This is a genomic window from Brevundimonas sp. SS2672, from assembly GCF_059579685.1.
Window position 1 is genome coordinate 740,001 of record NZ_CM184201.1, and the last position, 19,938, is coordinate 759,938.

Consider the following 19,938-nt stretch of genomic DNA (forward strand, 5'->3'; position numbering starts at 1 on the left):
CGTAACGACTTGCCCACTGTCTCCACGCACGAGACTCAGTGAAATTAGATTACCTGTGAAGATGCAGGGTTACCCGCGGTCAGGACGGAAAGACCCCGTGAACCTTTACTATAGCTTGACATTGAACGTTGGCGACCGTATGTGTAGGATAGGTGGGAGGCTATGAAGCCGGAGCGCCAGCTCTGGTGGAGCCATCCTTGAAATACCACCCTTACTGTCGTTGACGTTCTAACCGAGGGCCGTTATCCGGTCGCGGGACAGTGTCGTGGTGGGTAGTTTGACTGGGGCGGTCGCCTCCCAAAGTGTAACGGAGGCGCGCGAAGGTTAGCTCAGACTGGTCGGAAATCGGTCGTCAGAGTGCAATGGCATAAGCTAGCTTGACTGCGAGACCTGACAAGTCGAGCAGGGACGAAAGTCGGCCATAGTGATCCGGTGGTTCCGCATGGAAGGGCCATCGCTCAACGGATAAAAGGTACTCCGGGGATAACAGGCTGATTTTGCCCAAGAGTCCATATCGACGGCGGAGGTTTGGCACCTCGATGTCGGCTCATCACATCCTGGGGCTGGAGCAGGTCCCAAGGGTATGGCTGTTCGCCGTTTAAAGTGGTACGCGAGCTGGGTTCAGAACGTCGTGAGACAGTTTGGTCCCTATCTGCCGTGGGTGTTCGAAGCTTGAGAGGATCTGTCCCTAGTACGAGAGGACCGGGATGGACATACCTCTGGTGGACCTGTCGTGGCGCCAGCCGCGCAGCAGGGTAGCTAAGTATGGAATAGATAACCGCTGAAAGCATCTAAGCGGGAAACTAACCTCAAAACAAGGCTTCGCTGAGGATCGTGGAAGACTACCACGTTGATAGGCCAGGTGTGGAAGCGCGGTGACGTGTGAAGCTTACTGGTACTAATAATCCGATCGGCTTGATCGTTTCTCAGCAAAACTCATTCGGTTTTTACTTGCCGAAATCAAAAGACGATATCTTCTCATTTCATTCGTGTGTGTCGGGTTGACCTGGTGGCTCTGTCGGAGGTTCCCCACCCGATCCCATTCCGAACTCGGTCGTTAAGACCTCCAGAGCCGATGGTACTTCGTCTTAAGGCGCGGGAGAGTAGGTCGCCGCCGGGTCTACCCGACACACATGAATGATATTCTCGAACCTTTCTTCCTTTACGCACCGCCTTGCCGCGGGATGGAGCAGCCCGGTAGCTCGTCGGGCTCATAACCTGAAGGTCGCAGGTTCAAATCCTGCTCCCGCACCCACTACAATAGTATGATCGCCGTCCTGGTTCGCCAGGGCGGCGATTTTGCCTTTTACGGTCAGCGCATACTGGCCGCGCTTCGGCAGCGGCGTCACCACCACAGTCTCGATCAAACGGCGCACCAGGTCCCGTGCTTCAGCGGCCGCCTCGCTGTCGCTGCGATGCAACGCCTGAGCGAGGTCGATCACCACGCGGCGATAGTGCTCGGCGATCCCGGATGCAGGGCTACCGGCGAGGGCGCTTCCTCAGCCGCCAGTTCCGCTTCCAGAGCCGCGCGCTGGGCCTCAAGCGCCGCCAGCTTCTCCTTGATCGCCGCGCCGCTCAGGACGCCGTCGGCCACTTGGTCGATCAGCCGGTCCGCCCGTCGTTTGGCCTCGGCCAGCTCAGCTTCCAGCTTGCCTCGCCGGCCCCGCACCTCCCGATTGCGTTTCTCCATTTCCGGGCGCGCCTCCTCCATGGCGGAGGCGACGATGTCCGGCGCCAGCAGGCGATCCCTGAGGGCCGTCAGGACTCGGGCGGCGATGTCGGCGCCCTTCACTCCGCGCCCGTTTTCATAGGCGGCCGAGCCGCGCTCGCGTTTTTCTCGCGATAGATTCTCTGGCTCCGCTTCTTGTTGACTGCATGCGCCCCGCGCTGAAGCATCACGTTCAGCGATAACCGGTCTAGCTGTTCTTGGCGGAGTTTCTGCCAGCCTAGCGAAGGTCTGCTTTCGGAAATGATTGGAATGTCCGATCCTGGCGCAACCCGGTCGATGACCGGCGCCGAGCTTCTTCCTCATGCGCGGGCTTGGCGGTTCGAGGGGAAGCGAAGCCCTGCCCCGGGCAGCTTGGCTGTCTTGCTAACCTGAGAGAGGTTTTAATGGACACAATCTTGCTTGCCTTCGATTGTGAACAGTGTTTAATTTATTGAGCGTCCGGCGTGTGAGCGGCGGTCGCTCCTTGTGTTCTCCGGAGTGAAGCTCGCATGCAAACCTCTAAAGCGCTCACTCTGTTGGCTGCGCTTGCATGGTCGGTTGTCGCCTTGCCGGTGTCGGCCCAGTCGCTGATCGAGATCAAGGACGTCGATCGTGACGCGGTTCCCGCTGGCGCCCCCGCCGCTTTCGTGGTCGCGTTTCCGGACGCGGAACGCAGCGAGGCGGTTCGGGAAATCGGCGACTATACCTACAGCTTCGTCCCGCTCGCATTCATCCCCCTGTCCGATGCCCGGGTCGCTCTGGTCAGCACCGGCGCCAATGAATGCACGGCGCAGGCCTGCACCGGTCTGAACGTCGTTCACTACCTCACCCATGACGTCGGCGCGCCTCGCTACCCCTTCAAACTTGAGGGCGAATGGCTGGATGTCGGCGCGGTAGGAGGGGGGATAGGCAATCCCGCCACGCGATGGGGATGGACCCGGGAGATCGCCGATAGCCCCGTGCTTTACACGGAGTCCGGCGGCGTCTGGCAGGGCAGGGCGTGCGGCTACGTGCACTTGACCGAACTGACCCCGTCGGGCCCTGTGGACATCGCACGTTTCCCGATCTTCTTCTCGGACGCCAGCATCGAAGGCGGAGACCCGGGCGTCGAGGGCGTGATCACGACGGCGGACAAGGGGCGTAGCTTCACTGTGTCCTACACCGGGTCCGCGAGTTTCAATGAAATCTACAAACGCGGCGCTGACGGCCAGTATCGGATGGACGGCGAGAGCCGGGTCCCCACCTGCTGAACCACGGAGCGCCGCCGAGCGTGGTGCAAGGACCAAGGAGGTTCCCATGCGGTTATTAATGTCTGGTCTGGCCATCGCCGTCTCGCTGGCGGCCTCGGGGGCTTTCGCCCAGGCCGCCTGCTCGTCGTTGGACAAGGGTGATTTGTCTGTCGGTCAGATGATTTCGCAGGCGCAGCAGCAGCAGCTGATGGCGGAGGCGCCGGTCGGGACCCTGCACTGCGGCCGGACCGGCTGCACCGCCCTGGCGTCCGACGGAGTGAGCTACAGCTGGCGCCGCGACGGGCGGATTGTCGGCAAGAAGATCGAACTGTCCGACCCGGCGGACCTGCCGGGCTGGCGCGGCGGGATCGATCAGGCCTTCGCCGATCGCCTGGGCCGGGCGACGTGCGCGCGCTTCACCGTGTTCGATGATGAACTCGACGGAGGGCGCTCGATGAAGAGCGCTCCGTTTGCGGCGTCGCAAGGACAGACGATCACCGCCAGCCTCTCCGGGCGTGGAACCGAAGATGAGCCGCTGACGATCGAGTTGCGCGCCGCGAATCAATAATCCCGCCCTTGTGGGGAAGCCGTCGCTTAAGCGTCGAAGGAAATCACATGACTGTCAGAACATTGCTCGCGCTCGCCTTAGCCGCGACCCTGGCCGCCTGTTCGCAGGCCGACGATGGCGTGCGGGCAGAGCCGACCCTGGCCGCAGCCGACGCCCCCGAAGCGTCGGCTGCGCCAGCCGCTGCGCCTGCCCGGAACAGCGAGGCTCCGCCGCTGTCGACCTATGTCGGCAAGCATCCGACCGAGCCGGTGCAGGGCGTCACCTTCTTCCAGCATCCGGACGTGCGCGCGGCCATCGTCGCCTCGGGCGTGGATCGCGACATCCAGAAGTCCATCGTCTTCGACGGCAACGTCGTCGGCGTGGTGACGGAGACGCGCGGGCGTCTGCTGCTTCACGGCTATGATCCGGCGGGCGCCGGATCGACCAACTGGGCCATTCTGATGATTCCGGACGGCAGCAAGGCGGCGGTCTGCTACTCCACCGGCATCGTCGGCTATGAGAAGGGCGCCGACTGGTATTTCGAGGGCGATGTGGCCTTCACCCTCTACACGCCCTGTCCCTCCGAGGAAGGCGATATGGAATCGCTGAGCAACTGGCCGATCGGCCCCATTCCCGGCTGAGGCCGGGGAAGGCGCGTGTGCACTGAAAGAGACATCTGATGGCGTTTCGTCGGTTCGCGAACGGCTTGGTTGCGACGCTGGTCATGAGCGCGGCCGGCGTCGCCGCAGCTCAACCCGCCGGGGGCGACGAAGAGGCCGCCAGGCCCGCCCTGAAGGAATGGATGGCGGCCACCCCCGAGTACGCCAAGCTTCAGTACGACCTGGTCAAGGCCCAGGCCGGTCTGGCCGTCCGCATCGAGCGGTTGGTCATGATCGGCCTCCTGTGCGAGCGTCTGTCGGAGGACGACGGCCGCCTGATCATCGACAATGCCCGCGAGGAGATGGCGTTCGGCCAGTCCGTTCTGTCCGAACAGCAGCAGGCGGATTTCGCCCTCTACTATGAAGGATTGCGGCAGGGCGCGCTGGTCGCCGCCGCGCCTGAGCCGCCCCGCCCCGTAGTGTGCGAGGACTTCGCCAAGCCTGGCGGAACCCTCGTCAAGTTGCTGACCTGGACAGGGCGCCGACAGTTCATCAGCCCAGGCGTTCTCGCCAGCCCGAGGACCATCCCTTAAAGACCGCGCGGATCATCGCGACGGGTCCGGCAGACGCACCGCCTGGAAGTAGGTCCCCGAGAGCGTACCGCCCGAGCTGCAATAGGGGACGGCGTCGGCGCCGTTCTCGATCGTCTCCTTGACGATAAGAGTCGCGCCTTGGGCCTTCACGTTCAGCGACCAGGCGGCGGCGCCGCTGATGTCGTCAAAGCGGGCTTCGTCTTCGTCGATCCAGTCGCCGCTGCCGTCCGCCTCGCATGACCAGCCATCCCCGCGCGGGTCGGCGGCCGTGGCCGTGAACGTCAGGACTCCGGTCGCCCATTGGTTGACGACGATCTCGCCGTTGAGATTGCGCCAGCGGCCGACCACGCTGACCAGCGGGTCGTTGCCTAGATCGGTCAGGAACGCTTCACGCCGTGTCAGTTGATCGGTCAGTTCTTCGATCAGGTCGGCGCCAGCCAGCCGGGTTCCGGTTGCATTGCGGGCGACGACAAAGGCGCGCTGGTCGCGACGCAGCGCCTCGGCGCTTGCCGCGTCATAGCTCCTGATCGCGGTTCCGTAGCGCTCGGCGATTTCCGCATCCAGCGCCGTAAGGGCCGGCGTCGAACATATGGCGGTCTCGACCAGACCGGAGGCGCGGCGGCAATCGGCGCCTTGGGCGGAGGCCGGGGTTGCGGGACCCCACACCGGCGACATGAGCGCCGCGGCGACGAGCAGGGGCGAGGCCTGGGCCGCGTTGAAGCGGAAGAAGTGCATCAGATATCCTGGGAGCTTGTCGGGGTGCTGGTTCGTGTAACGCCTGGGCGTGAAGACTGGCTGGCGGGCTGCCTTTCAGTCTGGCGAGGCGGTCCTTCGATAGAAGCCGTCGATATCCGATCCCATGGCGCAAAAGCGAACTGCGGCGCCGCGATCATGAACGAACACGCCCTCCGGCCCGACGCGAACCTCGATGAACGGGGGGGCGGCCCCGATGTCGACGTCGGTGATCGCGTTCAGTTCGCTTTCGAACGGCGCCACGCGCGCGGCGATGACGTCGTCGGAGTCCTGGGCCCCCACCGCCTGAAGTTCGCAGTCGGCGGCGGTCGCCGGGCCGTTCGGGAGGCCCCCGGCCCGGAAAGCGACGCGCCAGGCGCGCCCCTCGCGATCGAGGGTCATGGTCGCGGGGGCCGGGTCATCCCGCTCGAACACGGCGTCGGGAGCAGTGGCGGTCGCTCTCGTTTCCTGAGAGGTGACGCGTGGCGCGGCAGAGGAACCTTCGGAACCGGCCGCGCCAGGGGCGCTCTCGGCGGGCGTCGGGCTGCAGCCCGCCAGGATCAGGACACCGATGGCGGCAACAGGGAGGATGCGCATGAGATTCTCGAAGAAACGACGCCTGTATCCAAAACCATATCAAAAAATGAGCGGCGATCAATAAAAATGGAAACGGATGTTTCTTCGGCCTTCCCGACGCGGGTTTCTGTTATGGACGATGGATGGGCAGACGATCGGATCACACGCGACAAGAGCTGGAGCACCTGTTTGTGGTCGAGGGCCACAAGCACATGGCCGAGGTTGGTTTCGCACGTTTCTCTGCGCGAGAGGTGGCCAAGCGGATCGGCTATTCGATCGGCACCTTGTACAACGTGTTCGGCACCCTGGATCAGTTGCTGATCGCCATCAACACGCGGACCTTCCAGCTGTGGGCCGAGGATGTCCGGGAGACCCTGAAGCGCAGCGGGCCGGATCGGATCCGGTGTCTGGTCGAGGCCTACTTCGGCTTTGCGCGCGCCCATCCTCACAGCTGGACGGCGATCTACGACCATCATCTGCCGCCGGACGTCGTGCTGTCGGATGAACAGAACGAGCGGCGCGGAGGTCTGACCCAGATCGTCGTGGACGAGGTGATCGCCGTTCTGCCGCTTCGGGCGCAGGCTGAAGCACCGCGTCTGGCGCGATCGCTGATCGCAGTGGTTCATGGGCACTGCGTCTATGACCTGAACGGCAGTTTCGCACTGATGGGCATCGAGCAGCCGATGGAGCTGGCGCTGGAACGGGTTCGCGAAAGCCTGACCCATGCGGGCGCACCCTTGGCGTCGGACTGAGAAAAGTCGTCTCGCAGGCTGGCGAGCGCCGCTGTCGTCCCTACGGGTCGGCCGGTGCGACGGCGACGTAAGCCGGGACCCGGATCATGAAGCGAATTGAACAATCGATCACTCGAGCGGGCGGGGTCGTACGCGTCGGGAAACCCGCTGCTCCCAAGAGAGCACCGGCTACCAGAGCCAAGCCCATCCCTGCAATGTAGCTAATGCTCCAGACGGCAAGCGACGCCAGCACTGCTGCTAAACCGCCGAACCAGTAGATGGCAGTCCTATAGTGGCGTCTCATAGGCTCCCAGCTTATCCGGCCGCTCCCCGTTTAGCGGAAGGGACCAATGTCTGCGATGGGGCGGAAGCGGACGATATATGCTCACCTCACCGGCGACCTTACGCGTTTGTAACAAGGCATGGGGTCCTCGCTCCACTATCGAGGTCGGAATATCGGGAGCATGCCATGAGCCAGTCCGTCGCCACCGAAGTAAAGCACCTGCGTATGATGGTGTGGGGGCGGACGGGAGTCGTCGCTTTGCTTATCGCCATGCTTCTGATGGGGGCGGCGGAACAGCCCGCGCAGGAACTGACTGTGCGCAAGATCACGGTAGTCGACGATGATGGCGTGGTCCGAGCCGTCTTGGCAGGACGCGTCCCTGATCCAACGAGCGGGCCGCGCGTCGCGCCTGGTGGTGGGCTGATCATCTACGGCCCGGATGGTAAGGAGCGCGGTGGATACATGACTAGCGATATGAGCGGCGAAGCGGTGCTGACCCTTGACGACGCACTTGAGCGTGAAGTTTTCAAGGTGACTGCGAACGCTGATGCCGGAGCCTCTCTTTTTCTGCCCCACCAGTCAGGTGCGGCCATAGCGATGACGACCTATCGCGGGGAACCTGAAATTCATTTCTTCGGCCCGGATCAGAAGCCTCGGCTAGCGTTGCCGGAAGGTACGCCCCCGCTTCGATAGGTATACTTTGGGTCGATTGTGATCTGACGCCGCAATCACCGTCCCGATTGTCAGCGAATAGGTGGAATCCGTTTGTAGGGGATATTCTTAGATATCGGCTACATCGCGCAGTCGCACGCCAGAGAAGTTCACCGCACTCAATGCATCAAACATCGCGCGATCGCAGATGGGAGGCGCTCCCATGCGATCCTGGCGGAAGATATGGGCATCTCCCACAACGGCTTGTTTGAACACCAGGTTGGCTCCGCCGACAAGGCTGTAAAGTTGCTCGTCCTCGCCGGTCTGATAATTGTGATCGAGCTTGATCCTCACGCGAGAGGCCGCTTCATCCAGGGCATCGATTCTGCGCAACACATTGCCTAGATAATACTGAGGGCCGTGGCTCCCGTCAGCAAGGCTGAAGTTGCATGCCACAAATGCAAATGCCTCGGCATCCATCTGCTCAAACAGTTGTTTCAAAGGCTCCGACACAATCCATATGCCAGAGAACTCTTCCAGATCGCGCGGCATTCCACCCTTCTCCGGTACATGAACTAGATGTGGGCGCTCCGGATACTGATCCGGCATTCCGTTAGGACGCGAGACGACATTCATCCCCGGATGGATCAGCTTCTCTTCGTTGGCGATTTCTATGCCGACAACCCTGCCGTTACCCAAGAAACTGGCGTCGACTAGGAAAAATTCGCCCTTATGAGGTGCGGCTTCGACTAAAATTTCGATGGCGGTCGGCTCGGTTCGGAACGGGGAAGCAGTTGAGCCGATTCTAGCCGACCTTCCGAACGCCAGCTAGGGGTGGGAAGCGGACGTCGGCTCAGATCACATGCTGTGGCCCCGCTGACATCTTTTTGTCAAAACGGGCGGCTTCCGTCTTTATCCAATCGCAGAACACGTCGGTCGCGGTGGGGCCGGGCGAGCGTCTGAAGAACACATAGCGGGCGCGCGACTTTACGAAATCGAAAGGCGCCGTCAGCCGTCCGGCGGCGATGTCGTCACCCACGATGGTCATGGGGGCTAAGGCAACGCCCAGGCCGCCCAAAGCAGCTTCCAGCGTGTAGATGAACCGATCGAACTCTTTTGTGGCTTCAGGTGCGGGCCAGTCGATCGACGCATCTCTCTGCCAATCACGCCATGCAGGGGGATAAGTGTGTGTGGCGAGCCTCGTCAGTGCCCACACAGCGGACTGGTGGGCAGGCATGATTGACGGGGCGATGACGGGTCCATGCCAGCTTTCCAGAAATGTCTCGCCGTTGGCACCCGGGTAGGTGTCGTCGTCGACCATGCGAACAGCGACGTCGACCCCTGGCTCCGGAAGCCGGATCAGGCTGTTCGATTCGTGAATCTGGACATCAATGTCGGGATGCAAGGCGGAAAAGCCCGCGAGGCGCGGGATCTAGCTGTGCTCCGGAAGGTGGAGTCCACGCAAGACGACATCCGCCGAATGCACAGTGAGCTCACCAATCTTTACTTTGAGGTCGCGAGATCGTGACCGTCCGTCCTTCGGGCGACGTGGGAAACAGCCCCTCAAGCCGCACAATGTCGACTATTAACATCGCGCGTTTTTCTAAGTCGCCACGACAAGCGGTACAGATGTCTCACAGCCTCCAGTGGCGCATTCGCGGTGAGGTTTTATCCGCGCCCGCATCACGTTCGGAGGGGGCAAGGGTTGGGTCGTCTGTCGTTGACGGGGGTGTCTACATTGGCCCTAGTGTACGGCCGAAGGGGCCGATGACGCCGGACGCGCCGTCGGACTAACCTTCCAAGACGGCGAAGGACAGTGGTGCCGGACCTTCCAGGCACGAAACGAGGGCATGGCCGGCTGGCTTGCCGCGAGCAGGACGGCTAGCAGATTCAGGTGCTGGCACCGCTAGGCTAGGTCGTGGGCGAGGTGCGTACGGCAGCTCCAGACATCCCGGAGGCCGTATTGGCGGCCGTGGACGCTGTGATCGTCGGAGAGACCGCAGATGCGACGATTGAGGTGAAGGCGCGGGATAGCGGTTGGCGATAGCTGCCACACGTCGAAACGCCAGTGTCAAGGATCGATAGGGGAGTCAGGCGAGGCTTGTGTGAACCTTTACGCCGTTCTTGATTGCCAGGGTCACGGGCGTGCGCTCGGCCACGTCGGCAAGACGCGCGCGTTGGCTGTCGTCCAGCGGACCAACGGGCGTCAGCACACGTTCGATCCGCGGGGGACTTTCGCCGCCCAGATACTCCAGGCGGACGTCCAGTTCTTCCAGCGGCCAGCTCTTCTTTTCCGCGTACATCTTTAGCGTGTTGGCCGTGCAGGCCCCCAATGCTGAAATCAGCAGGTCAAAGGGCGCAGGCCCCACATCGCCGCCATTCAACCGCTGCGGCTCATCGGCGATGAGTTCGTGTTTAAGATCGCCGCCCGTGCGGATTGTGGTCCGATAGCGGGCAGCGCCGATCTTGGCGTGTGCAATAGCCATGCAGAGAACTCCGTTCAGGACATCGGCGGGGGAGGCGGCGTGCGGTCAGGCGGCAGAGGAATGAATTCCTGGTTGTCCATGTCGGGCAGTTTCATACGTCCTGCCCGCCAGTCGGCCTTGGCCTGCTCGAGCCGCTCCTTCGAGGACGAGACGAAATTCCATTCAAGGAAACGTTCTCCCACCGGCTCGCCGCCGAGAATCATGACGGTGGTAGGCTGCAGGGCGTGGATGATCGACGGCGCGCCCTTCGATAGGACCGCCATCTGGCCGTGACCCAAGGGCTTGCTGTCGTCGATCTCGATCAGGCCGTGGGCTACATAGACGGCGCTTTCCGAGTGGTCGATCGGGGTTTGGAACCGGGCGCCCGGCTCCAATTCAAGGTGTAGATAGTGCAAGGGGGAGAAGGTGTTGACTCCAGCCTTCATGCCCATGGTCTCGCCGGCGACCAGACGGCCTTTTACTCCGGCTTCAAGCCAGGTGGGCAGGTCGGCGGGGCCTATGTGCTGGAAGGACGGGTCCACCTCCTCCTGACCGTTGGGCAGCGCAAGCCAGGCCTGGATGCCATCGAGATGAAGACCTTCGCGGCGCGCGCGTTCAAAGCGTTCGGAGTGGGTGACGCCGCTGCCCGCGGTCATCCAGTTGACCTCGGCGGGCCGAATGTCCTGCTGCACGCCCAAGCTGTCGCGGTGGGTGATCTCACCGGAAAACAGATAGGTCAGCGTCGAGATGCCGATATGAGGATGAGGGCGGACATCGACGGTCCTGGGCAAGCCTGCAGGCATATCGGCTGGACCCATATGGTCGAAGAAGACGAAGGGGCCCACTGAACGCAGGGGGGCATGCGGAAGAACGCGGCCGACTTCGAAGCCGCCGAGATCCTTGCGCCGTTGGTCGATGATGAGTTCGATCATGAGGATGTTTCCATATGCATTCGAAAGGCGATCAGTTGCGCTCATCGCCCGGCCACAAGGGGCCGGCGAAGCGCTTCGATAGATAGTCCATCAGCGCCATGACGCGTGCGGGACGTGGACCGCCGCCGGGCGCCACGAGGTGAAGCGAAATGGGGGGCAAGGTCCAATCGGTCATCACAGTTTCGAGGCGGCCTTCAGCCACGTCGCGCCAATAGATGAAGTCCGGTTGCGGGGCGAGGCCGAGCCCCGCGCAAAGTGCGGCGGTCAGAGCGTCGGCGTTATTCGCACGCAACGGCCCCACGGGCCGGAAGGGGATTTCTTCGCCCGAGGAGTGGGTCATGCGCCAGACTTCTGGTGTGGGAAGGTAGGTGTATCCTAGGCAGGCATGGCGGATGAGGTCGGAGGGATGAGAGGGCCGGCCTCGCTGGTTCAGGTAGTCGGGGGAGGCGACGAGAACACGTCGGACGGACCGAAGACGACGGGCTGTGAGGGAGGAATCAGGAAGGGCCGCGATCCGAAGGGCGCAGTCGAAGCCGTCGCCGACAAGATCCACCACGGCGTCGGACAGATGGAGGTCGACCGAGATGTCCGGATGCCTTGCGAGGAATTCGGGAAGAGCGGGAGCAACATAGCTCATTCCGAACGACATCGGCGCAGCTAGGCGGACTAGGCCGCGCGGAGCGATGGCTTGGTCCATCGCTTCTCCTTCAGCAATCTCCGCTTCCGTGACCATCTGCGCGCCGCGCGCCGCGAGAGCACGGCCAGCGTCGGTGAGGGAGAAACGTCGAGACGTCCGGTGCAGCAAGGTGGCTCCGAGCCTCTCTTCAAGGCGTGAGACAGCTTTGGAGACTGTGCCCTTGGACAGCATGAGCGCGTCCGCTGCACCGGAAAAGGACTGGGTTTCCGCCACCTTGGCGAAAATGGCGAGGCCCTCAAGATCCGGTAGTTTTGACATTAATTCTGAAACGATGGGTTTATATAGTTTCTATTTTCAACACGAGATTGGGCTCTATCTTGACGACACGCAAGCTCTAGCCGTGCCGGCAAGGGACCCAATTTTAAGGAAGATGGAATGATTGAGCGGCGCCCATTCGGCGAACTGGGTGGAGAAAATCACGGTTGGCTGAACGCCACATCACTTCTCCTTTGCAAACTACTATGACCCCAAGCGGATGGGATGGGGGTCGCTGCGCGTTTGGAATGACGACGAGATCGCGCCTGGCACAGGCTTTCCGCCGCACCCCCACTCGGACATGGAGATCATCACCTATGTCCGCGATGGCGCCATCACCCATGAAGACAATCTGGGCAACCGCGGCCGCACAGAAGCCGGCGACGTTCAGGTAATGAGTGCTGGGACCGGGGTGCGCCACTCCGAGTACAACTTGGAGGAAGAAACCACCCGGATTTTCCAGATATGGATTGAGCCGACGCGGCGCGGCGAAAAAGCCAGTTGGGGGGCAAAGCCTTTTCCTAAGGGGGAGCGGGCAGGCCAGTTCGTTGTTCTCGCTTCCGGCCTCAAAGAAGATCAGGACGCGCTCCCGATCCGCACGGACGCGAGGGTTGTGGGAGCGACGGTCCGCTCCGGCCAGTCGATTGAATATCCTTTGGGCGTCGCGCGCCGCGCCTATCTGGTGCCGGCGAAGGGAGAGATTGAAGTGAATGGCGTTGTCGTCAGCGCCCGAGATGGGGTGACGATCGCCCACGAGGACAAGATCCTGATCAAGGCCTTGTCGGATGCGGAAATCGTCTTGGTGGATGCCGCTTAACGGTTTCAAAGGAAGAGCAGCGTCATTGAGCGCATTAATCGCTGCGCTGCTTCTTCTGAGTGAGCCGCCGTCGGCGATTCCGGCTGAAAGCGGGATGTGGTCTGCCGCGACATCCCCGACGTTCAAGTCGATCAACCACGACGAGAATTACGCCTATTTGGCCGACCCGGCGAAGCGCACCTCGACCTGGTCGAGATTCAAATATGTCCCGGTCGGCGGCGAGGACAGCCCCGTATGGGCCAGCTTCGGCGGCGAACTGCGCTTTCGCGCCGAGCATCGCGACAACGAACGCTTCGGCCGCGGTCCGCAGGACACCGGCGGCGATTTCCAGACCCGCGCCCGCCTGTGGGGCGAGCTGAACCTGGGCTCTTCACTGCGCGCCTTCGTCGATGTGCAGGACGCCCGCACCTCGGGTCTGGCCAGCGGCGAGCCGGTGATCGAGGAGAACCGCACCGACCTGCATCAGGTCTTCATCGAGGCGAAGACGGGTCTGGGCGAAGGGACGCTGCGCGTCCGCGCCGGCCGTCAGGAAATAGGTCTTGCATCGTCTAGGCTGATCGATGTGCGGGAAGGCGGCAACGCGCGGCGCGCCTTTGACCTCGTCAGGTTGATTTACGACGGCCCGACCGGCTGGAGCGGCATCGCCTTCGCCGGCTATGCGCTGCGCGAGGGCAAGGCCTCGTGGGACGACGCCACCAATTTCGACTATCGCCTGTATGGCGCGACAGCCGCGAAGACGCTGGGGCAGGGGGCGACGGCGCCGACGCTGGAGCTGCTCTACGCCAACACCGATCGCCTGACGACGCCGTTCGATGGTCAGCTTCCCGGCCGCGACGACCGCGACACCCTGTCGGTGCGCCTGTCGGGCAAGGTTGCGCCCTGGGACTATGAGGTCGAGGCGGTGAAACAGTGGGGCTCGTTCCGCGACCTCGACATCGACGCCTGGTTCATCTCGGCCGTCGGCGGTCGCACCTTCGCCGATGTGAAGTGGTCGCCGCGCGTGGCCGTGCGCCTGGACGTCGGCTCGGGCGACAAGAACCCGAACGACGGCAAGCTGAACAGCTTCAACCCTCTGTTCCCGCAACCGGCCGCCCTGCGCACCGATCTGGGTTTCGCCAACCTGATCCTGCTGCAGCCCGAGGTGACGGTGCGTCCGTCGCCCAAGCTGACGCTCGGCGCCAACACGGCCGGCCTGTGGCGCCAGAGCAAGGACGACGGTCTCTACGCCCTGTCGGGTCTGGTGCTGCGCGGGGCGGATGAAGGACAGTCGTCCTATGTCGGCTGGCGCACGGGCGTCTTCGCCCGCTACGCCCTGACGCCCTATGTCTCGCTGATGGGCGTGGCCAACTACACCAAGGCCGGCGACTTCCTGAAGGAAACCGGGACCGCCGAGAACCAGTCCTACTTGGGGACCTTCCTGACCTTCAGGTTCTGAGCTTCCAGGTGTCTTTAAATGACGCCGATGATTTTATTCTGCGTGCAGACTTCGGCGACGTCTGCCCATGGGGAGAGGGCTGCGCTCCTGCAGCATTCTCGTGAAATTGAGGGCAAAAATGGAAATCATGAGTTTCAATCGTTTCTATTTTTGATGTTTAGGGCATGGTGCAGATTGAGACCGTCAGCGGTTGCCGAACCGCACCTCCTGGAGAACATTATGACCGTCACCGCTTCCCCCACGCCGGCCAAGTCGCTTCTTACGCCCGCCGATCACACTTTGATCCTGGTCGACCACCAGTCTCAGATGGCCTTCGCCACCCATTCGATCGATGGCGTGACGCTGCGCAACAATACGGCTCTGATCTCCAAGGCGGCGAAGGGGTTCAACGTTCCGACCATTCTCACGACGGTGGCCGAAAAGAGCTTTTCGGGGCCGTTGTTCCCTGAGATTCAAGCGGCTTTCCCGGGGCAGTCGGTGATCGACCGGACCACGATGAACGCTTGGGAAGACAAGAATGTCACGGACGCTGTCAACGCTGCAGGCAAGGGCCGGGTCGTGATCGCCGGCCTGTGGACCTCGGTCTGCATCGTCGGTCCGGTGCTGTCGGCGCTGGAGCAGGGTTTCGAAGTCTATGTCGTCACAGACGCTTCCGGCGACGTGTCGACGGAAGCGCATGAACGCGCTGTTGAGCGCATGGTCCAGGCCGGTGCTCGTCCGTTGACCTCGGTCCAGTATTTGCTGGAGCTGCAGCGCGACTGGGCTCGCGGTGAAACCTATGAGCTGACGACAGGCATCGCCGCGATCAACGCCGGCGCCTATGGCATTGGCCTTCAATACGCCACGGCCATGCTGGGCGAAGACGCTCGCGAAGGCTGATCCTTCAGCAGGGGGCGGTCGGCAGATCGCCCCCCTGATCTGTTTTGAGAGATTCTGATGAAGACCTATCTGATCTCCCTGGCGGCCGGTGTCCTGATCGGTGTGATTTATGGCCTTCTGAACGTTCGCTCTCCCGCCCCGCCCTATGTCGCCCTGTTGGGGCTTTTAGGCATTCTATTGGGCGAACAGTCCGTTCAGGCTGTCAAACACAGGATGGAGCTTGTCCGCAGTCAGGCGGTCATAAGCTCAGACAAGGGGCAACGGCCATGAATCCTTCTCGCCGCACCGCTGTGGGCGCTCTCGGAGCGCTCGGAATCGCCTCTTCTTCTGCAGTCTCGTCCTGGAGAACTACCGTGATCGATAATGCCCCCGACCTGATCCTGCATGGCGGCCGTTTCACTACATTGGATCGCGCCAATCCGAACGCCGACGCCGTGGCGGTCAAGGGCGGGGTCTTCTCTGCCGTCGGCTCCGCAGGTGAGATCATGCCGTCCGCCGGGCCTCAGACCAAGATCATCGACCTGGGCGGCCGGCGCGTGGTGCCCGGCCTGATCGACAGTCACACCCACGTGATACGGGGCGGCCTCAACTATAATATGGAGCTGCGCTGGGACGGCGTGCCCAGCTTGGCGGACGCCATGGCCATGCTCGAGCGCCAGGCGCAAAACACGCCGCCGCCTCAATGGGTGAGGGTGGTTGGCGGCTTCACTCGCCACCAGTTCGCCGAGAAGCGGCTGCCGACGCTCGACGAGATCAATGCGGCGGCGCCCGAAACGCCGGTGTTCATCCTACATCTTTATGATCGCGCCCTTCTGAATCGTGCGGCCTTGCGGGCGGTGGGCTACACCAAGGACACCCCTAATCCTCCGGGTGGAGAGATTCAGCGCGATGCAGACGGCGAACCCACCGGCTTGCTGATCGCTCAGCCCAACGCCACAATTCTATATTCAACCCTCGCCAAGGGGCCCAAGCTGCCCGAGGAATACCAGCTGAATTCTACGCGACACTTCATGCGTGAGCTGAATCGTCTGGGTGTGACCAGCGTAATCGACGCCGGTGGCGGCTTCCAAAATTATCCCGACGACTATGAGATCATCGAGAAGTTGCACGCAGACGACCAGCTGACCGTGCGGCTAGCCTACAACCTCTTTACGCAGAAGCCAAAGGAAGAACTGGCTGACTTCAAGACCTGGGGAAGCCAGGTGCGTCCTGGGCAGGGCGACGATTATTACCGGCACAATGGAGCTGGGGAGATGCTGGTCTACTCGGCCGCAGACTTCGAGGATTTCTGTCAGCCGCGCCCGGAAATGCCGGAAAACATGGAAGCGGACCTGGAGCCGGTTATCCGCCAATTGGTGGAACAGCGGTGGCCCTGGCGTCTGCACGCTACCTATGACGAAACGATTAGCCGCGCCCTGGATGTTTTTGAGAAGGTCAACCAAGATCAGCCGTTCGACGGTTTGCATTGGTTTTTCGACCACGCTGAAACCATCAGCCCGCGCAACATCGACCGCATCGCGGCCCTGGGCGGCGGTATCGCCGTGCAGCACCGGATGATGTACCAGGCTGAGGATTTCGTTGAACGCTATGGTGCCGATGCGGCCGAGCAGACGCCCCCCATCAGCCGCATGCTGGAAGCTGGCGTACCTGTGGGGGCGGGTACGGACGCGACCCGCGTCGCCTCCTATAATCCCTGGGTCAGCCTCAGTTGGTTGGTCACGGGGCGCAGTCTAGGCGGTCTGCGTATCTATCGGCCGTCGCAGCGTCAGGATCGTGAGACTGCTCTGCGGCTTTGGACTGAGGCCAACACCTGGTTCTCAAATGAACAGGGTAAGAAGGGACAGATCGCAGTCGGCCAACTGGCGGACCTTGTGGCCTTGGATCGCGATTATTTCTCCGTGGCCGAAGACGAGATCGTTCTGATTGAAAGCGACCTGACCCTGCTTGGAGGCAAGATTGTCTGGGGGGCGGGTGACTTCAGCCGCGAGGCGCCGCCTATCCCCCCGCCGACGCCCGACTGGTCGCCTGTACGCTCTTTTGGGGGCTACTATACGACGAAGGCGCAGGAACGTTCCGGCTTCTTCGCTCAGATCGCGTCGTCGTGCGGCTGTTCTACGGCGTGCGGCGTGCATGGGCACGATCACGCGGCCACAGCGCGGCTTCAGGTCCCGGCCTCGGACGCCAGGACTTTCTGGGGCGCACTGGGCTGCGCTTGCTGGGCGGTCTAGAATGTCGCCTTCTTTTGAGTGGGCGCCGACGGTCGGCAAAATTCTGCTGACAGCGCCCTTCTGGTGGAGCGGCCTTTCCAAACTGGCGGACTTCAAGGCGGCGGCGGCGGAAACCCGTGCCTTCGGCCTGTGTCCGCCGGCTTTGGCGGCGGCCGCCGTTATTATCGTGCAACTGGGCGGATCGGCCTTGATCATAGCTGGTCGTGGCGTCGGCCTGGGAGCGCTGGCTCTGGCGGGCTTCACCTTGGCCGCGAGCTTTATGGGTCACGCCTTCTGGCGGCGACCCGAAGGCCCCGAACGCACGGAACACCTGAACGCCTTTCTGGCCAATATCGGCCTGATCGGCGGCCTCGCCCTGGCCGCCGCCCTTGCAGAGAGCGCCTTCGCATGAGCCTCGCCTCCTCAAAGTCCGAGCGTTCGCCTCTGGCGACACCGCTTTTCCGCGCCCTGTGGATCGCCACCGTGGTGTCCAATATCGGCACTTGGATGCATGACGTCGGGGCTGGCTGGCTGATGACGAGCCTGTCGCCCAGTCCTTTGATGGTGGCCCTGGTTCAGGCGGCGACTACCTTGCCCATGTTCCTGCTGGCGCTGCCGGCGGGAGCGATGGCGGACATCGTCGATCGGCGACGGATGCTGTTATTCGCCCAAAGCTTTGGCATCCTTGCCGCGGCTACGCTCGCAGCCCTGACTTGGCTTGGCTTTACGACGCCGGCGATTCTCCTGGCCGCCACCTTTGCCTTGGGAGTCGCCGCCGCGTTGAGCGCGCCGGTGTTCCAAGCCATTGTTCCCGAACTCGTTGACAAGGCGGTGTTGCCGGATGCGATCGCCCTGAACAGCCTGGGCGTAAATATCGCCCGGGCGATTGGGCCGGCATTGGGCGGCGTGGTGGTGGCCATGGCGGGACCGCCAGCCGTTTTCGCTATCAACAGCCTCTCTGTGCTCGCTGTTCTCTTCGTCGTGGGGCGGTGGCGACGCGAGCCGTCGGCCTCTCGTCTGCCTCCTGAACATTTCCTGGGCGCGTTGAAAGCGGGGTACCGCTATGCGCGCCGCGCGCCCGCCCTGCGTATCGTGCTCATCCGCGCCGTTGGCTTCTTCATTTTCGGCAGCGCCTTGTGGGCCATGCTGCCCTTGATCGCGCGTCGTGAACTTGGGCTGGATGCGGCCGGATACGGCGCGCTGCTTGGCTGCATGGGCGCCGGAGCGGTTCTCGGCGCGCTCCTGCTCAAGCGGATCAGGGCCAAGGTCGGCAGCAATCTTCTGTCCATCGGCGGGACGCTTTTGTTCGCCCTTGTCATGCTGAGCCTGGGGCGCGCACCGAATGTTTGGGTCGCGGGCGGGGTCATGGTCGCGGCGGGGTTAGCCTGGATCGCCATGCTCACCGCCCTCAATGTCGCTGCCCAGATGGCGTCGCCGGGTTGGGTCAAGGCTCGGGCGCTGGCGGTCTATCTGTTGGTTTTCCAAGGCGCGATGACCGGGGGCAGCATCTTATGGGGCGCCCTCGCGGGTCGCACCAGCATAGGCTTAGCTCTAACGGTGGCTGCAGTCGGGCAGGCCGTCGCCGTCCTGCTGGCGCTGCGCTGGCGCTTGCCGCGAGAAAACGCCAGTGATCTCACCCCGTCGGGGCACTGGGTCGAGCCCGCGACAGCCGGTCGGGTTGCGGGCGACCGTGGGCCTGTCTTGGTAGAGATTGAGTATCGCGTCGACGTCAGCCAGTTATCAGCCTTTGTTGCCAAGCTTTGTGAGTTCAAGACGACCCGGCAGAGAGACGGCGCGATCCGTTGGGACGTTTGGGAGGACCTGGAAGAGCCCGGCCGAGTGGTTGAAACCTTCGTCGTCGAAAGCTGGTTGGAGCATCAGAGGCAGCACGCGCGCGTGACGCGGACTGATCAACTCGATCAGGAGGTGATCAACGCCTTCCACCTTGGGGACGGAGGTCCGAAGGTTCGCCACCTCTTGGCGCCGATGAGGCCGGCGAAGCCTCAAACTCACCATCCTTGAGCTTTTTACGGCCCTAGGGCCGAGGCTCGTTGGCCAATTCGGGGCGTTTGTTTCCCGTTCAGGGCTGTGGCCCGAAAAATCCGCGGGGTAGCCGTCGTGAAGAGCAGTGGTGAGGCACCGGTCATGGTTTGTTAAATGTCAGCTATTGGGACGTCCCGAATGGCCTGGTCGCGATCCAGCGCTGCTGGTCGCGTAGGGCTGCCAGATGCGCTGGCGTCCTCGAAGGCGACGGCGTCTCGATGCCTTGACGGACTGTGGGGGTGCGGCAGGCCGCGAACTGATCCTCAATCGAGGTCTGCTTCTGAAGGCCGCTGGAGAAGCGGGCGTAGAGAGCGGCCTCGCAACAGCGGGAGGGATGCGGTGGATCGAACGTTGACCATTAAAGGTCGTGCTCTGGAGCGCAGGATGATGGAGAGGTTTGCATCTCTACCGCTACGCGCGAGGGCGCGGACGAGGCAGGTCTGAGAGCGATCGTGTATGGGCGTGAAAAATCTGTAACTTTTCCATGACTTCAGCCGATCTATCAAATCGTACGGGCGTACGGGCGTACGGGCGTACGGCGGAGGAGCAAAGGCGGAGA

At 62.6% G+C, this 19,938-nt stretch carries 20 protein-coding genes, 1 tRNA gene, 2 rRNA genes and 1 pseudogene (1 of these 24 cut by a window edge); 16 read left to right on the top strand and 8 right to left on the bottom strand.

Features of this window, described 5'->3' with window-relative positions:
* The 3 genes from AC52GN_RS03610 to AC52GN_RS03620 form a co-directional block, all read left to right on the top strand.
* Window positions 1–923 (top strand): 23S ribosomal RNA (locus AC52GN_RS03610) (it extends 1,875 nt beyond the left edge of the window).
* Window positions 924–1,005: 82 nt separating this feature from the next.
* Window positions 1,006–1,120: ribosomal RNA gene (rrf, locus tag AC52GN_RS03615) — 5S ribosomal RNA — on the top strand.
* Window positions 1,121–1,178: 58 nt separating this feature from the next.
* Window positions 1,179–1,255 (top strand) — tRNA-Met (locus tag AC52GN_RS03620).
* A gap of 183 nt (window positions 1,256–1,438) precedes the next feature.
* Here AC52GN_RS03620 and AC52GN_RS03625 read toward each other — a convergent pair.
* The gene (locus tag AC52GN_RS03625) at window positions 1,439–1,792 is read right to left on the bottom strand and encodes a hypothetical protein (protein ID WP_496528200.1); all 354 of its coding nucleotides are present in this window, start codon (window positions 1,790–1,792) and stop codon (window positions 1,439–1,441) included.
* 425 nt (window positions 1,793–2,217) lie between these two features.
* On the opposite strand from AC52GN_RS03625, the gene AC52GN_RS03630 reads away from it, so the two are divergent.
* The 4 genes from AC52GN_RS03630 to AC52GN_RS03645 are packed head-to-tail and all read left to right on the top strand — an operon-like array spanning window position 2,218 to window position 4,676.
* Window positions 2,218–2,958: a hypothetical protein gene (locus tag AC52GN_RS03630; protein ID WP_496528201.1), complete on the top strand. Its 741-nt coding sequence runs from the start codon at window positions 2,218–2,220 to the stop codon at window positions 2,956–2,958.
* A gap of 46 nt (window positions 2,959–3,004) precedes the next feature.
* Window positions 3,005–3,505, top strand: coding sequence for a hypothetical protein (locus tag AC52GN_RS03635; protein ID WP_496528202.1), 501 nt, complete (start codon window positions 3,005–3,007; stop codon window positions 3,503–3,505).
* A gap of 47 nt (window positions 3,506–3,552) precedes the next feature.
* A complete protein-coding gene (locus AC52GN_RS03640; protein ID WP_496528203.1) occupies window positions 3,553–4,125 on the top strand; it encodes a hypothetical protein in 573 nt (190 codons plus the stop codon).
* A gap of 38 nt (window positions 4,126–4,163) precedes the next feature.
* A complete protein-coding gene (locus AC52GN_RS03645; RefSeq protein ID WP_496528204.1) occupies window positions 4,164–4,676 on the top strand; it encodes a hypothetical protein in 513 nt (170 codons plus the stop codon).
* Between the two features lie 12 nt (window positions 4,677–4,688).
* On the opposite strand, the gene AC52GN_RS03650 is transcribed toward AC52GN_RS03645, so the two are convergent.
* A complete protein-coding gene (locus AC52GN_RS03650; protein WP_496528205.1) occupies window positions 4,689–5,411 on the bottom strand; it encodes a lysozyme inhibitor LprI family protein in 723 nt (240 codons plus the stop codon).
* Window positions 5,412–5,486: 75 nt separating this feature from the next.
* On the bottom strand, window positions 5,487–6,005 hold the full coding sequence (locus AC52GN_RS03655; protein WP_496528206.1) for a hypothetical protein: 519 nt from the start codon (window positions 6,003–6,005) through the stop codon (window positions 5,487–5,489).
* A 122-nt stretch (window positions 6,006–6,127) separates the two neighbouring features.
* Between AC52GN_RS03655 and AC52GN_RS03660 the strand changes: the two genes are divergently transcribed.
* On the top strand, window positions 6,128–6,736 hold the full coding sequence (locus AC52GN_RS03660; protein WP_496528207.1) for a TetR/AcrR family transcriptional regulator: 609 nt from the start codon (window positions 6,128–6,130) through the stop codon (window positions 6,734–6,736).
* Between the two features lie 448 nt (window positions 6,737–7,184).
* Complete coding sequence (locus AC52GN_RS03665) at window positions 7,185–7,691, top strand: hypothetical protein (RefSeq protein WP_496528208.1); 507 nt, start codon at window positions 7,185–7,187, stop codon at window positions 7,689–7,691.
* A gap of 87 nt (window positions 7,692–7,778) precedes the next feature.
* Here the strand turns inward: AC52GN_RS03665 and AC52GN_RS03670 are convergent, their stop codons facing one another.
* The 5 genes from AC52GN_RS03670 to AC52GN_RS03690 all read right to left on the bottom strand — a co-directional run bounded on the left by AC52GN_RS03670 (window position 7,779) and on the right by AC52GN_RS03690 (window position 12,001).
* Window positions 7,779–8,477, bottom strand: coding sequence for an imm11 family protein (locus AC52GN_RS03670; protein WP_496528760.1), 699 nt, complete (start codon window positions 8,475–8,477; stop codon window positions 7,779–7,781).
* A gap of 25 nt (window positions 8,478–8,502) precedes the next feature.
* A complete protein-coding gene (locus AC52GN_RS03675; RefSeq protein WP_496528761.1) occupies window positions 8,503–9,081 on the bottom strand; it encodes a LysR substrate-binding domain-containing protein in 579 nt (192 codons plus the stop codon).
* 658 nt (window positions 9,082–9,739) lie between these two features.
* Window positions 9,740–10,135: an OsmC family protein gene (locus AC52GN_RS03680; protein WP_496528209.1), complete on the bottom strand. Its 396-nt coding sequence runs from the start codon at window positions 10,133–10,135 to the stop codon at window positions 9,740–9,742.
* Between the two features lie 14 nt (window positions 10,136–10,149).
* Window positions 10,150–11,046, bottom strand: a complete 897-nt coding sequence (locus tag AC52GN_RS03685) for a pirin family protein (protein ID WP_496528210.1) — start codon at window positions 11,044–11,046, stop codon at window positions 10,150–10,152.
* A gap of 31 nt (window positions 11,047–11,077) precedes the next feature.
* The gene (locus AC52GN_RS03690) at window positions 11,078–12,001 is read right to left on the bottom strand and encodes a LysR family transcriptional regulator (protein WP_496528211.1); all 924 of its coding nucleotides are present in this window, start codon (window positions 11,999–12,001) and stop codon (window positions 11,078–11,080) included.
* Between the two features lie 117 nt (window positions 12,002–12,118).
* Here AC52GN_RS03690 and AC52GN_RS03695 point away from each other — a divergent pair.
* The 7 genes and pseudogenes from AC52GN_RS03695 (at window position 12,119) to AC52GN_RS03725 (ending at window position 19,358) form a co-directional block, all read left to right on the top strand.
* Window positions 12,119–12,815: pseudogene (locus AC52GN_RS03695) on the top strand (pirin family protein).
* Window positions 12,816–12,909: 94 nt separating this feature from the next.
* Complete coding sequence (locus AC52GN_RS03700) at window positions 12,910–14,250, top strand: alginate export family protein (protein ID WP_496528212.1); 1,341 nt, start codon at window positions 12,910–12,912, stop codon at window positions 14,248–14,250.
* A gap of 18 nt (window positions 14,251–14,268) precedes the next feature.
* A complete protein-coding gene (locus tag AC52GN_RS03705) occupies window positions 14,269–15,129 on the top strand; it encodes a hydrolase (RefSeq protein WP_496528213.1) in 861 nt (286 codons plus the stop codon).
* A gap of 57 nt (window positions 15,130–15,186) precedes the next feature.
* The gene (locus tag AC52GN_RS03710; RefSeq protein WP_496528214.1) at window positions 15,187–15,399 is read left to right on the top strand and encodes a DUF1427 family protein; all 213 of its coding nucleotides are present in this window, start codon (window positions 15,187–15,189) and stop codon (window positions 15,397–15,399) included.
* 83 nt (window positions 15,400–15,482) lie between these two features.
* Window positions 15,483–17,357 (top strand): amidohydrolase, encoded by a 1,875-nt coding sequence (locus AC52GN_RS03715; protein ID WP_496528215.1) that lies wholly within the window; start codon window positions 15,483–15,485, stop codon window positions 17,355–17,357.
* Window position 17,358: 1 nt separating this feature from the next.
* Entirely contained in the window at window positions 17,359–17,748 is a 390-nt protein-coding gene (locus tag AC52GN_RS03720) for a DoxX family protein (RefSeq protein ID WP_496528216.1), read from the top strand.
* Window positions 17,745–19,358, top strand: a complete 1,614-nt coding sequence (locus AC52GN_RS03725; RefSeq protein WP_496528217.1) for an MFS transporter — start codon at window positions 17,745–17,747, stop codon at window positions 19,356–19,358. Before AC52GN_RS03720 ends, AC52GN_RS03725 begins: the two co-directional genes overlap by 4 nt.
* Window positions 19,359–19,938: the final 580 nt, after the last annotated feature.